This window comes from Streptomyces sp. NPDC015171 (assembly GCF_043079545.1).
GTDB lineage: Bacteria > Actinomycetota > Actinomycetes > Streptomycetales > Streptomycetaceae > Streptomyces.
Map to the genome: position 1 here is coordinate 89,621 of NZ_JBIBUO010000010.1, position 13,292 is coordinate 102,912.

Annotated in this window: 10 protein-coding genes and 3 pseudogenes; 5 read left to right on the forward strand and 8 right to left on the reverse strand. The window is 67.8% G+C overall.

Annotated features, from left to right (window positions below; translation table 11 throughout):
* The first annotated feature begins 133 nt into the window (after positions 1 to 133).
* Both ACF073_RS26000 and ACF073_RS26005 read left to right on the forward strand, forming a co-directional pair.
* Positions 134 to 1,105 carry a multiprotein-bridging factor 1 family protein gene (locus ACF073_RS26000; RefSeq protein ID WP_392073785.1) on the forward strand — a complete coding sequence of 324 codons (972 nt, stop codon included), beginning with the start codon at positions 134 to 136 and terminating at the stop codon, positions 1,103 to 1,105.
* Positions 1,102 to 1,671, forward strand: a complete 570-nt coding sequence (locus ACF073_RS26005; RefSeq protein ID WP_392073786.1) for a peptide deformylase — start codon at positions 1,102 to 1,104, stop codon at positions 1,669 to 1,671. Before ACF073_RS26000 ends, ACF073_RS26005 begins: the two co-directional genes overlap by 4 nt.
* A 2,245-nt stretch (positions 1,672 to 3,916) precedes the next feature.
* On the opposite strand, the pseudogene ACF073_RS26010 reads toward ACF073_RS26005, so the two are convergent.
* The 3 genes and pseudogenes from ACF073_RS26010 to ACF073_RS26020 all read right to left on the reverse strand — a co-directional run.
* Positions 3,917 to 4,748, reverse strand: a pseudogene (locus tag ACF073_RS26010) (tyrosine-type recombinase/integrase); the annotation flags it as partial.
* 10 nt (positions 4,749 to 4,758) lie between these two features.
* Positions 4,759 to 4,932, reverse strand: coding sequence for an excisionase family DNA-binding protein (locus tag ACF073_RS26015; protein ID WP_392073787.1), 174 nt, complete (start codon positions 4,930 to 4,932; stop codon positions 4,759 to 4,761).
* 54 nt (positions 4,933 to 4,986) lie between these two features.
* Positions 4,987 to 5,256: pseudogene (locus ACF073_RS26020) on the reverse strand (replication initiator); the annotation flags it as partial.
* Here ACF073_RS26020 and ACF073_RS26025 point away from each other — a divergent pair.
* Positions 5,237 to 5,473 (forward strand): hypothetical protein, encoded by a 237-nt coding sequence (locus ACF073_RS26025; protein ID WP_392073788.1) that lies wholly within the window; start codon positions 5,237 to 5,239, stop codon positions 5,471 to 5,473. The pseudogene ACF073_RS26020 and the gene ACF073_RS26025 sit on opposite strands and share 20 nt — an antisense overlap.
* A gap of 316 nt (positions 5,474 to 5,789) precedes the next feature.
* On the opposite strand, the gene ACF073_RS26030 is transcribed toward ACF073_RS26025, so the two are convergent.
* The 4 genes and pseudogenes from ACF073_RS26030 to ACF073_RS26045 all read right to left on the reverse strand — a co-directional run bounded on the left by ACF073_RS26030 (position 5,790) and on the right by ACF073_RS26045 (position 7,861).
* Entirely contained in the window at positions 5,790 to 6,461 is a 672-nt protein-coding gene (locus ACF073_RS26030; RefSeq protein ID WP_392073789.1) for a hypothetical protein, read from the reverse strand.
* A 176-nt stretch (positions 6,462 to 6,637) separates the two neighbouring features.
* Positions 6,638 to 6,922, reverse strand: a pseudogene (locus tag ACF073_RS26035) (DUF6000 family protein); the annotation flags it as partial.
* 292 nt (positions 6,923 to 7,214) lie between these two features.
* Positions 7,215 to 7,616: a PIN domain-containing protein gene (locus ACF073_RS26040; protein ID WP_392073790.1), complete on the reverse strand. Its 402-nt coding sequence runs from the start codon at positions 7,614 to 7,616 to the stop codon at positions 7,215 to 7,217.
* On the reverse strand, positions 7,613 to 7,861 hold the full coding sequence (locus ACF073_RS26045; RefSeq protein WP_392073791.1) for a hypothetical protein: 249 nt from the start codon (positions 7,859 to 7,861) through the stop codon (positions 7,613 to 7,615). The genes ACF073_RS26040 and ACF073_RS26045 overlap by 4 nt, the downstream gene beginning before the upstream one ends.
* Positions 7,862 to 8,345: 484 nt before the next feature.
* Here ACF073_RS26045 and ACF073_RS26050 point away from each other — a divergent pair, with 484 nt between their 5' ends.
* Together ACF073_RS26050 and ACF073_RS26055 are read left to right on the forward strand one after the other, a co-directional pair.
* Positions 8,346 to 11,192: a DEAD/DEAH box helicase gene (locus tag ACF073_RS26050; protein ID WP_392073792.1), complete on the forward strand. Its 2,847-nt coding sequence runs from the start codon at positions 8,346 to 8,348 to the stop codon at positions 11,190 to 11,192.
* The gene (locus ACF073_RS26055; protein ID WP_392073793.1) at positions 11,189 to 12,421 is read left to right on the forward strand and encodes an SWIM zinc finger family protein; all 1,233 of its coding nucleotides are present in this window, start codon (positions 11,189 to 11,191) and stop codon (positions 12,419 to 12,421) included. The genes ACF073_RS26050 and ACF073_RS26055 overlap by 4 nt, the downstream gene beginning before the upstream one ends.
* 157 nt (positions 12,422 to 12,578) lie before the next feature.
* On the opposite strand, the gene ACF073_RS26060 is transcribed toward ACF073_RS26055, so the two are convergent.
* Positions 12,579 to 13,268, reverse strand: coding sequence for an HNH endonuclease family protein (locus tag ACF073_RS26060; RefSeq protein WP_392073794.1), 690 nt, complete (start codon positions 13,266 to 13,268; stop codon positions 12,579 to 12,581).
* Between the last annotated feature and the right edge of the window lie 24 nt (positions 13,269 to 13,292).

A 13,292-nucleotide genomic window follows, 5' to 3' on the forward strand; every position in this document is an offset into this window, starting at 1 on the left:
TCCTTCACGGAAGCCCGGGACTCGACTCGGGCTGGTGAAGGAAGGGAACCGGTAAGTGGGAGCGTGACAGAATGATGACTCGAGGTCACTCACGGTTCATTCATCTCATCCGGCGGCCAGGGCGGGGGCTTTGATGGACGCGCGGGACGACGCTTCGACGGTTGAACATGCCGCCGAGGCGTTCGCGGCGGAGGTCGCCTACTGGCGTGAAGTGCGGGGGCTGTCCAAGCGGGAGCTGGCCCGCAGGATGGGCTTCGACCCTTCCTACGTCAGCCACGTCGAATCCGGCCGGCACAAGCCGACCGAGGACTTCGCCCGCCGCGCGGAGGACATCCTGAACGCGGGCAAGGCCCTGTGGAAACGCTGGCTCGACTACGAGTCGGCAAAGGCCCGCACGGCACCCTCGGCAGCACCACCCCCGCCCCGCCGGGCCGAGCAGCCGTACGCGACGGGCTCGGCCATCGTCGTCGAACACGACGCCGCACGCCTGGACTACGACGGACGCCAGTACCGGCTAACGATGCGCCGACTGCTGCGGAACACCGGCAGCGAACCGATCACCCGCTACCTGATCCGCATCAGCGTCGACCGCTACCCCGGCGAGCCCGAACGCTCCAACGCCCACTACCGCGAGCACCCGCTGACCTGGGACGAACTCGCCCTGACGGCCACGTGCCGCGGGGAGGACATGCGCTGGCAGGCCAAACACGACCGCGACGCCTTCAAGGAAGTCTGGCTGCTCTTCGAGAACGACCAGGGCCGCTACCCGCTCTACCCGGGCGAGTCGGTGTGGATCGAATACGCCTACTCGGTCGGCGACGAGAAGTGGGGCCGCTGGTTCCAGCGCGCCGTCCGCCTGCCCACCGAGCACCTGGAGGTCGAACTCGCCTTCCCCGCCGAATTCGATCCCACGGTGTGGGGTACCGAGACCTCCATGACCGCCGAGGCGGCACCACTGCGGACCGCCCCGGTCCGGCGCGACGAGGACGGGGTACGCGTCTTCTCCTGGAGCACGTCCACACCCGCCCTCCACGCCCGGTACCGTCTGGAATGGAGATTTCGGACCCGTCCCGAACGTGACACGAGCCAAGGGGAGTTCAGGTGATCGAGGTGCGGCCCAGCGAGCAGATGCGTGATCTCGGAGTCGTGCAGTACGGCGCCCCCGTCCTCGCCGGGCCCGGCCGCCCCTTCGACCTGCCGACCGAACGGGAGGCCGCCGAGCAGGTCATCGAGAAGCTGTTCACCGCGATGGAGCGCATCGGGCAGGTCCACCCCTTCGCCAAGGGCATGGGCATCGCCGCACCGCAGCTCGGCATCGCCCGAGCCGCTGCCGTCGTCCGGTCCGCCGACCCTGCCGCCCCGGCGATCGTCCTGCTCAACCCCCGCATCACCGAGCGCTCGGACAAGACGGATGAGCAGTTTGAGGGCTGCTTGTCGTTCTTCGACGTCCGCGGCCTGGTCCCCCGGCCGCTGCGGATCACCGTGGAGACCACCACGCTGGACGGTCTCACAGTGACCACCACCTACCAGCGTGGCCTCGCCCGCCTGGTCCACCACGAAGTCGACCACCTGGACGGCCTGCTCTACACCGCGCGGATGCGGACCGGAACCGAACCCATCCCCGTCGACCAGTACCGCCAGACCGGTCGTGCCTGGACCTACGAGCAGTAACAAGCTCCACAACGGGGGTGGATCAACGCCTCAAACGCAATAGACCAAGGCTGAGAGGTGTAGAACGCCAAGCCAAGGTCATCATTGCAGCCCAGGCAAGATTCCCAGGATTACGACAGACCTGACAAACTGCCGTGTCGCTCCCAGGCCAAATTCTCGATGCCGAGCAGGCTGTCGATGAGAACTCTATCCCCAGCTCTCGCATCGCTACAACAACGGCTCCCGCCAATTCTGAAGCACCCCTCTAACATGGACCAAAGGATCGAACCTTCTCAGGTTGCCGAGCGACACACGAAACCGGTGGGGGGCAGCGCTAATCCCCAGCGCAGTCAATTCTTTATATCTCACCATTTTCCCGTCAGAATGACGGGATCGATCCGGAAGCTTCCAAACCAAGCCAAGCCTGCTCAGCATCAGATGCGACTCGTACACGTCGCGCGAGATTCCGTATCGCGACTCCCTCACTGCGGGCGCCAAGAAGACTCCCCCCTCGCGGGCTTGCCGAGTAAATCGACGCTCTGCATGAAGCAAGGCAAAGTACATTCGAATCTCAGATGGAGTCAGGACATAGAGCCAGCCGCGCGTGAAGAACTCGTGCGGCAGAATGATTTGACTAGATGACCACCCCAAGCCCGGATCCGGGATCGCATATTCAAACATGCCAGGATCCCCGGATTCATGCAATGGCACAACGATAGTCTCAGATTTTTTCGCAGACCTGTACAGAACAAGGTTTTCCGAGTGAAGGCGAGAGAAAGCCGACTTGATCTGACGCACTCGATTACCTCGTCCAGTAATCGGGTTTTGCGCACCAAGATTCTCCTTCGCTTCGGAGACCACGATCTCAGACCAAGCAAGGTCTTCTGGCCCCTTCCCGTAGACAGGAAGGCGACTGGGGCCGGCACTTCCACTTCGCTTGCGACATTGAGCCTCAAATAGTATAAGCAAGTACAGTTGGAGATTCACTCCCTTGGGCGCTGAAATCCTTGAAATCGGCAGTTGGCGCCCATCGGGAGAATAGAAGAGATCAGCTCTGATTCGGATGAGTGAAGGCTCAATACCTCCCTCCGCGTGAAGTCTTTGCAGGCTGCGCGTAGCGGTCCGCAGCATCGGAGCACTCGCATCGAGCGAGCGGATCCGCGCTACTCGCCGCTCAGCGTTCCTTGACATTCACTCTCCTGACCCTTTGGCCCGCAGCTTCCGCTGGCATCCCCCGGCTGCGACCTGCGATTTCACCTCGAAAGACGAGAACAACCGCACCTCATGCGGGCCAAAGGGTTTCAACCATGAAATGACCCTTTGGCCCGCGCTCTGTTGACCCGCGAAACACACTGCCATACCCCGATGACCTGCGGACTCTGTCCCGTCCGCGGAAGGCACCTGGGCCTCATACGGGCCAAAGGGTATCTCGGAGTGCCCCTTAAGAGCCGCGCGCATCACGCAAAGTGGCGACAAGCAAAGGCAGAGCGGCCACCCGTAGCCCCGAGCGGCCGCTCTCGCACCCAGGTCCATGCGCTACATGAAGAAGGTGCTCGTATGAATCTACGCCCACGCGGCCGCATCACCCAGTGGTCTCAAAGCACGTGGCTGTTCCTCTCCGTCCCGTTGCTGGTCACCGGCGTGGGAACGATCGTCTGGAGTGCACCAGGTCTTGCTGCCCCGATCAGCACCGGGGCAGCCGTGGCGGCAGTCGTTACCCCCGCCGCCGCGCGCCACTATGGCCGCAGCGCTCGCCGAAGCCAGAAGCGCCATCGAGCTTCGCAGGAACCTACAAGGTAGGTGCGCCCTAGTAATGAGCGTGGGCTTGCCCTCCAAGCCCACGCGGCGCCTAAGACGGCGTGACGTTCGCATCTCAGATCACACATCCACCCAGGCTGTTGCTGAAGGCATCCGCTCCGCCACCCTCGACGAGGCCAAGAGCGCCTCAGATGCCCCTGCCAGAGCTGTGAATGCCCTAGGTCAAGGCGTGGTGAGGGTTGCAGTTGGGGTTGCATTCACCCCCGTTCAGGACCGTTCGACGCCTCGCCCTGGCCCCACCCACTCGCAGGTCAGAACGTCGACGAACCTTGCCGGACAGCCACACGAACAGTTGGAAAGCGTGTTGGGGGCAACCCCTCACGAGTTCGAATCTCGTATCCTCCGCCAGTGCCTCACCGGGCACGATGTCGAAGGGCCCCGCTGCTTGCAGTGGGGCCCTTCGACGTTGTCCGTCTCAGTTTCCGTCTCAGTTCGTTTTCGGGAGCTCCCGGCCTGCGCGGGACTTGGTGGACTTGTGCTCGCGGCGCGTCTGCTCCCGCTTGGGGCAGTAGCCCGCCTTCCGGCCGCAGGGTTCGCCGCCGCAGCCGTGGGCGTACTTCGGCCGGAGTCGGTTCTTGCGGATGCGGGCGTACCCCGCGTCGAGGTCGACGTCTTCCCAGTGCAGGCCGAGCGCCTCCCTGGCGAAGGCCGAGCGCAAGCGCTACGGCCCACCGCGCACGGTTGCGGAGCTTGGCCGCCTCGACGAGGAGGCTCTGTACCTCCTCGATCGTGTATGGCTCGAGGTCCTCCTCTTCCAGGCGGGGAGCCTTGGCGATCTCGGCCGCGTTCGTGGCGACGTGCCCGCGCCGGACGGCTTCGCCGAGGGCGACCCGGATCGTCCGGTGGGCGTGGTGGGCGGTGCCGGCGGAGTTCCCGGAGGCCTGCATCTTCCGGTAGAAGCGCTCCAGGTGCTCCGGCTCCAGGCGGTCGAGCTTGTGAGCGCCCAGGCCGGGGACGAGGTGAACGCGTACGTCTACCTCGTACCCGTCGTACGTGTTTTCCGAGACGTACGGCTTGGCGATGTTCTCGACCCAGTGCTCAAGCCAAGCCTGGAGCGTCCAGCTCTGCCCCGGCTTCCTGAGCTTCTTGTCGTCACGGGCCCGCTCCATCTCGCGGACCGCCCTGGTCACCTCAGCCTTGGTCTTGCGCTCGATGCAGCGTCGGTCGGGCTTGCCGTCGTCACGGACGCCGACCGTCACCCGACCGTGCCATTTGCCGTCCTTGCCGAGGTAGATGGTCGAGGCCCCGTTGGGCTGGCGGGTGCGCTTCTGCTCTGCCATGGCGTCCCCCTCAGGCCGCGTGGGCGGGTCGGTGGCGGAGCTTGGCCGCGTAGGCGGGTACGGCGTCGGCAGGGACCCGGCGGAGCCGCCCGACCGTGACGGACTCGATCTCTCCCGCGAGCACGAGCCGAAAGCACGTCGTGCGGCCGATACGGAGTCGGCGGGCAGCTTCCTCCACCGTCACGTCAGGAGGACCAAGGACTGGTCGGAGGTCTCGGGCACGGTGGCGAGTCGGGGCTCAGCCACGGGTTGGTTCTCCTTCCGTTCCGGGGGCGGGTTCGAGGGATGCGGCAAGCCAGGTCTCGGCGGCGCTGAGGCCGGTGCCGGCGAAGACCCAGTGGGCGAGGACGTATGTCGTGTCCGGCTGACAGTTGGCGGTTGCTGTCGCCGCTTGTGCTCGGCGTCATGCGGCGCGGGCGTCGCGGAGGGCGCCGAGGGTGGTGGAGTAGCGGCGGGATTTTGTGGAGAAGTGGCCGCGGAAGCCGAGCATGTGGGCCCAGGCGCGCAGAGAGGACCTGGCTGCCTTCGTCCGTTCTCTGTACCGCAGCTACGTCGAAGAGGGCGCCTCGTGGTCGAATGCGGCCCTCACCGCGTTCCTGGAGGCCCTCGCGGCATGGATCGACGACGCGGACGGCTGGTACAGCAACGCCGGCCGCCAGATGCCGTCGAACGGCGACTGGATGCTCTTCGCCCGAGCGCTGCGAGCGGCGAGCATCTACGAGTAGTCGAGTGTCATGGTTAGACCGCCCAGCTGACGGCAGTGCTGACGGCAACGACGGCGGACGGCAGCGGCGCTCGGCGGCCCGGCGCGGTGCTGGCATAGGTCGATCGCACCAGCTCACCACGGCGTGCCCGCATCTTCTAAGCGCCTGGTGCCCAGGGGTGCCCGCCCACAAGGAACGGTCGTGCCACACGCGTGCCAGATCGTGCGGGGAACCACGGGGAACACTGGGGAATCAACGGATGTGCCACCGGTTGGCGACGTCCTGCCGCAGCAGGTCAGCCCCGCAGCGAGCCCTAGATCACCTCAGCTTCCCAAGCTCAGGGCTCGTCTACGTGACCATTCACATGGAAGAGAAGCCACTCAAGCCAGTCCGCGGCGACTCCCAGGGACGAGGCCCACCGGTGCATGGAGTTGACGTAGGTGGTGTATCGGGTGGGCCAATGGCGAGTGCCGGCCGCCTTCCAACTGGACCACCCGAGGGCGTTCAGCGAGCGAAAGACCCGGTCGTCGAGGATCAAGGCCCGGTCACACGTGGCGTCGCGGTCGTCCACAGCCGCGAACCACTTGGTGAAGAAGGGCCGCCCCACCCCGTTGAGGACGAACTGCCGGTATGCCCCGCTCAGGTCGCCATCTCGGACGGCTTCGCGCGTGCTCCGGAGGACCGTGGGCATGCGGACGTCAGACAGGGCCACTTCGGTATACCGAGGCCCGCGTCCATTTGTGGTGCCCGAACCCCAGATCATGACGGCTACGAACAGGTCACGCAGGCTGTCGGGATCGTCGCCAGCACGGTCTCGAAGATGTGTCAGGTCACCCCTGCCGATGAGGCGGTCACCGCTCGGTCCGTTTGCACATCCAACGCCCACGTCGAGTACGTGCGCCGCGTGGTGCGGCTCCAGCCGTGAGCGCCACGTTCCTGGACGGAAGCGCACGGGCTTCTGTTCGCAATCGCCATAGCGGGCGACGAGCTTGTGAAGCTGCTCCATCATGCTCCCCCTGGCCATGAAGACGGCGTGGTGTGGTGGCTATCTACGGCGAAATATCACACCGTGCCTGCCCGTCGGGCAGTGCTCGGCACTTTCATCAACGTAAGAGCAGAGCTGGCCGATGAACTCTCGGTAGCTGTCGGGGGCATCGCGGTCCTTCCTGGGCGGCCCTTCGATCCACTGGCGAGCAGGAGCTCGCCCAGACGTTCCCGGAACTCGGATCGGCCGGCGACCGCGACGAGCCAGGCTGCCGTTTTGCGCTCGCGCCATCCTCCGTCGAGCAGCAAGCCCAGTTCACGAGGACTGATCTCATCGGCGGCCTGGCCCAGCTTCCGTATGGACTTGGCACGGTCGCGCCCACCCATACCGAGAAGGCCGCCCCCTAGTTTGAGGTACCGCCGGTCGGGCGTGACGTAGCGGCGGATCAACTTGAGCCGCTCGTCATCTTCGTCAGTACCACGCATGGCAGCATCCTCGTATGGACGAAGCTGTCAGACCAGCACTCTGGCAGGTCGGACGGCTCAGCTCTGCGTGCCCATCCGTCTCAGTTCCCGTCTCATTCAGCGCCATTCGCGGCCGTTCAGGCGAGACCAAGAGCCGGACCGCTCATTACGGTACGGCTCTTCGGCATGCCTTGGTGGCAGTTTCGGTTGCATTTATAGGCGACATTTGGGGCATAACCGTCAAGCGGGAAGGGTGCACGCTCGCATCCATGGGGTGACCGACGCAGGCTCCGTGACGGAGTCACGGCAGCAGTCAGAGCCCGATCATCCGGGCCTTGCTGCCGCACAGCCGAGTCATGTCATCGACATCCGACGTGAGGATGGCGACCGGGCCAGGCTGACGAATGGCCACTTCGGCGACGGTGGCGTCGATCGCATACTTGCGTCCGTGCAGACCGGCATTCTTGAGTAGTTGTGCCGCCGCCTTGGCCGCTGCCTCCGTGACCGGCTCCACCTTGACCCGGGAGAGCGCCCATTGCAGTCGGGGCAGGTTCACCCTGGCGTGACTCACCTCCACGATGGTGTTGGCACTGACGACAAGGTCCGCTCCCATGGCGTGGAACACCTGGAACATCGCCAGAACCTTCCGGTCCTGCGCCACCCAGGCCGCCAGCCCCTCGCTGTCCAGGACGACGGTCTCAATGTGCCCGCTCACGCGGCGCTCGCGCCGCCGGCGGCCTGCGTCGTACCGAAGATCCGCGCCCGCGCCTCGGCAAGCTCTTCCTCACTGAAGGCCCCGTGCTCGTCTGTGTGGCTGCGTAGGTCGGCCCCCAGAAGCTGGTGCCGGATCTGCCTGGCGACCGCTTCGGCCACGTAGCCGGAGATGTTGTCCGTGATCTTCTTGAGCTCCGCCACCTGATCGGTGGGGAGCGTCACCGTGATGCGTGTGGTGTCGGCCATACCGGTAAGCATACTGCGGTATGCGCGCCACGCGCCCGTCCTCGGTCAGATCGACACCGACCGCGCTCACCTCCACGCCGAGAACAGTCGTGGTGAACAGCACGGCAGGGCTTTCCTCGATCATCGTGAAGAAGCCGGTGAGCTGCTCGTCCTGGCCGTAGGCGTCGACGGTGGCCTCTTCGATCAACGCCTCCAGCGCGGCTGGGTTTCAGGTGCTCATGGCCTCACCGTAGCGCTGCACCTTACGGTTGAGGACCAGTGCGTTCAGCAGCCGCGTATCCACCATGGCGCCGTCGCCGGCAGTCAAGCAAAGGCCCGCGGTTGCCAGCGTGTGACGTTGCCTGGTGGGGTTCGGTAGTGAGCGAGCCTGGGATGGGGTCGGCACGCGACAGGGCGGAAGAGAGTGGCACAAGTCGTCACACGAGAGCCGAGTAGGGGCCCGAGAAGCACACCGCCTCTGGCCCGGCAGGAAACATCCGCCTTCGTGAGGGAACTGCTCGGCGCCGGCTGGGCGGCGGTGTTCCTGCCCGGTGAGCCCGCCCGCCTCGGTCGCCTCCTGCTATGGAAGCCGACCGGAGCAGCAGCCGGAGACAGTACAGCGCCCACCGGCCTGGAGACCGAGGCTGTGGAGCTGGTCCTGCCGCACGGCCGCTCGGTCAGGCGGCGCAGGGTCGAGGGATGCGCGCTGCCCGTCGCCGTCGCTGTCTCCGCCCTGGTCGATGCGGAGCCGACGCATCCCTCCGGCGCCGCCTGGCAGGCCGCCACTCGCTTCGCGCTGCGGCTGCTCGCCGACGGCCGCCTCCACCCGGCCCTCACCCCCGCCGGTTACGACACCTGGCAGGTCGGTCCCTTCACAGCCGCCCAGCGCCAGACTCTGGACGCCCTGGCCGCCGCCTTCCCGCCGCACGCCCACTGCCTGCCCGAGCCAGGCCCTGCGCCCGTACGGATCACCGAACCGGGCGCGCTGGTACGCCAGTTCTGCGACGCGGTCGCCGATGATCTGGTCCGTACGCCGGCCGCGCCGCTTGCCATGGGAGCGCTGCCGTACGTCTGGCGCGAGTCCCGTGCCGTGCCCGCCTTGCGTGAGTGGGCCGAGGAAACCCAGGCGGCGCTCACCGCCGACGTCAGTGTCTCCCTGCGCGTCGACGTACCCGAAGGACGCCGCCGGCAGTTCCGGGCCGTCCTGCAACTGCACACCGCGGCGGACCCGGCGCTCGTCATCGAGGCCGCGCGGCTGTGGAGCGAGCCGGCCGAAGTGGAGCGGCTGCTCGGCCCGCGCGCCGAGATCGAGACCCTGCTCGCCCTGCGTCGCGGCGCCCGCGCCTGGCCCCCGCTGCGCAGGCTGCTCGACGATGCCGCTCCCGATCAGCTCCGGTTGACCGACGACGAAGCCTTCGAACTCCTCGGGGCGGCCACGGACGCACTGCGCGCGGCCGGTGTCGACGTGCACTGGCCGCGCGAACTGGTCAAGACACTCACCGCGACCGCGGAGATCGGACAGCGCACCGCCCCCGGTTCCACCGCGGGCGGTCTGCTGGACACCGACGCCCTCCTCGAATTCCGCTGGCAGGTCTCCCTCGGCGGCGAGCCGCTCACCGAAGCCGAGATGGATGCCCTCGCAGAATCACGCCGTCCTCTCGTCAGGCTTCGCGACCAGTGGGTGGTCGCCGACCCGAAGCTGGTGGCCCGCGCCAAGCACCGCCGGATGGAGCCGCTCACCCCCATGGAGGCGTTGAGCGCCGCGCTGACCGGCGAGGCCGAGCGAAGCGAGAGGGGGGTCCCCCCGGACGGAGGCTGGGGGAGGGGCGGTGACCGGGTCCCCTGTGCGGCGGTCGGTGCGCTCGGCGACCTGGTCGCTGGTATCCGCGACCCCGAGTCCCGCGCCCCCGTGCCTCAGCCCGCCGCCCTCAAGGCCACGTTGCGCGAGTACCAGAAGCGGGGCCTGGCCTGGCTGGCCGAGATGTGCGCACTCGGCCTCGGCGGCTGTCTCGCCGACGACATGGGCCTGGGCAAGACCATCACCTTGCTCGCTCTGCACCTGCACCGCCAGAGCGACCTCAGCACCGCGGGCCCCACCCTTGTCGTCTGCCCGGCCTCCCTGCTCGGCAACTGGCAGCGGGAGGCCGCCAGATTCGCACCGCTCACCCCCGTACGCCGCTACCACGGCGGCGATCGCCACCTGGGGGACCTGGCCGGCGACGAGATCGTCCTGGTCACCTACGGGGTGTTGCGCCGCGACCGCGAAGTGCTCGCCGAGACGGCCTGGTCGCTGGTGGCCGCCGACGAGGCCCAGCACGTCAAGAACCCCTACGCCGTCACCGCCCGCGAACTGCGCGCCCTGCCCGCCCGCGCCCGCGTCGCTCTGACCGGCACCCCCGTGGAGAACAACCTCTCCGAGCTGTGGGCGCTGCTCGACTGGACCACCCCCGGACTCCTCAGCACTCTCACCGCCTTCCGTGACCGGCATGCCCGCGCCATCGAGACGGGCGAGGATCCCGAGGCAGCCGAGCGCCTGTCCCGTCTCGTACGTCCCTTCCTGTTGCGCCGCAAGAAGTCCGACCCCGGCATCGCGCCCGAACTGCCGCCCAAAACCGAGACCGACCACGTCGTCCCGCTGACGGCCGAGCAGACCAGCCTGTACGAAGCACAGGTCCGCGAGACCATGGCGAAGATCGCAGAGTCGGAGGGCATCGCCCGGCGCGGTCTGGTACTCAAGCTGCTCACCGCGCTGAAGCAGATCTGCAACCACCCCGCCCAGTATTTGAGAGAGCACAGCCTGCGCCAGTCCACTCCTTTCCGGGGCCGCTCCGGCAAGCTCGACCTGCTCGACGAACTTCTCGACACCATCACCGCCGAAGGCGAATCCGTGCTGGTCTTCACCCAGTACAAACAGATGGCGGCGCTGCTGGAGAAGCATCTCGCCGAGCGCGGCATCCCCACTCTCTTCCTGCACGGTGGCACCCCCGTCGCGCGGCGCGAGGCGATGGTGGACCGCTTCCAGCGCGGTGAAGTGCCGGTGTTCCTGCTGTCGTTGAAGGCAGCGGGCACCGGACTCAACCTCACCCGAGCCACTCACGTCGTGCACTACGACCGCTGGTGGAACCCGGCCGTCGAGGACCAGGCCACCGACCGCGCCTACCGCATCGGCCAGGACAAACCCGTCCAAGTACACAAGCTCCTCGCGGAGGGAACCGTGGAGGAGAAGGTGGCGAAGCTGCTCGAAGCCAAGCGCGCCCTCGCCGACGCCGTCATCGGCTCCGGCGAGGCAGCCCTCACTGAACTGTCCGACGCCGAACTCGCCGAACTCGTCTCCCTGGGAAGGCAGTCATGAGACCCGCTGTCCCCGGCCCGCGCCGTGCGCCCACCGGCGGCAAGCGAGCCTTCGCCGCGACCTGGTGGGGGCAGGCATGGGTGGCCGCCCTGGAGGACTCGACCCTGGACGCCGGACGGCTCTCGCGCGGACGCACCTACGCCCGCCAGGGCATGGTCGGGCCGGTCACCATCGCTGGGGGCCAGGTCAAAGCAGCTGTCCAGGGAAGCCGCCCGCGCCCGTACCGCTCCTCGGTCCACCTACCCGTCCTCACCGACGCCCAGTGGGACACCCTGCTCGACACGATCGCGTCCCGCGCCGGAAATCTCGCGGCACTTCTCGACGACGAGATGCCCGCCGAACTCGTCGACGACGCCCGGCATGCGGGCGTCCCGCTGCTCCCACTGCCCACTGAACTCGATCCGGAGTGCTCGTGCCCCGACTGGGGATACCCCTGCAAGCACGCCGCCGCGCTCTGCTACGCCATCGCCGCCACCATCGACACCGACCCGTTCGTGCTCTTCACACTGCGCGGCCGGGGTCGCGAGGAGATCTTCACCCGACTGCGCGCACTCCGTACGGCAGCACAGGAAACCGCCGCCCCACCTGCGTCGGCCGGCATCCCGGCCGCCGCCGCGTACACCCACTGGGCCGAAGATCCCCCCGAACTGCCCGAACTCCCGGAACCCGCCGCCCACACCCCGGCACTGCCCGTCGCCCCGCCACCCGGCAGCGGCCTGGCCACCGCGGACCTGGAACGCCTCATGGCCGACGCCGCCGCGCGCGCCGCCCGCCTCCTCGCGGGAGACACCACCGACCTGCACCTGACCCAGCACCAGGACGCCGTCCGCATCTCCGCGAGCGACCCTGGACCCGAGTGGTTCCACCACCTGATCCAGAACACCGGCGCCAACCCCACAGCCTTCGCACGTCTCACCCGCGCCTGGCGCCACGGCGGCCCCACGGGCCTCACCGTCGCCGAACAGCCCCACACGCCCGACCAGACGGTGATGAGGGCCACCCGCGCCGCCTTGGAGGCGGCCCTCGCCGAGATGACCGACTCCCCCGCACTCAGAGCCTGGCGCAACCGCCTCACCCTCACCCACCACGGCATCCAACTGCGCTTGGGCCCCGACGCTCGCTGGTACCCCTACTTGCAGGACGACGGCGGCGAATGGTGGCCCGCAGCGCCAGCCGACAGTGACCCGGTCACCGCGCTCACCGCGGCCTGGTCGCAGAACGGGGAGTAAGGAGGCGATTACCGCTGACCAGGAGCCGCAAGCAGAAGCTGGACACAGTCACGCCGCCCCGCTCCCGTGGTTGCAGTTCTGGTTGTCGAAGGGCCCCGCTGCTCGCAGTGGGGCCCTTCGGCGTTGTCCGGCTCCGGGCTTCTCGGAGGGCGCGGAGTTACGCGGTCTGGTAGCTCACGGTCGTGCCGGGGCAGCCCTCGGCGATCGCGTCGAGCGCTTCGAGTTCGGCGGCGTCGGCGGTGAGGCCCCAGCGGAGCTTCGTGCCGATCCACTCCGCGGCGTAACGGCAGGTGACCTCGACGGTCGGCGGCAGCCACTGGGCCGGGTCCTGGTCGGCCTTGCTGCGGTTCGAGGCGGCCGACACGGCGACGAGGGAGGTCGAGGCCCCGAGGTCGTTGGCGTAGGCCTCGCGCCGCGCCGCCGTCCACTGGGAGGCCCCGGAGTCCCAGGCCTCGGCCAGCGGCACCATGTGGTCGACGTCCAGGGCGCCGGCCGAGGTGATCCACTTCGAGTCGTAGTACGACCACCAGCGCCCGCCGGACAGCTTGCAGCCCGGCAGGACCTCGGGCGGGTCGACCGCCTCGGAGAGCAGCACCTCGGCACGGGTGTTGCAGCCGTCGGACGGGTCCGCGCCCGCGTTCCAGTGCCTGAAGCTCGTGCGCTGATAGCCCTCCCGCACCTCGGCGGCGACCGGGAGGACGTTGACCGCCGCCACGATGGGCACGGTGCGCGTGAGCGCGGCGCGCACCGGCGTGGTGTGCTTCTGCGCCTGGGCGGGGGCGGGTGCCGCCAGTGCGAGGACGAGGAGTACGGCCGCGAGGGCGGCCCACCTGAGGTTCTTGATCACGTCAAGCAGGGTTGACGCGAGATA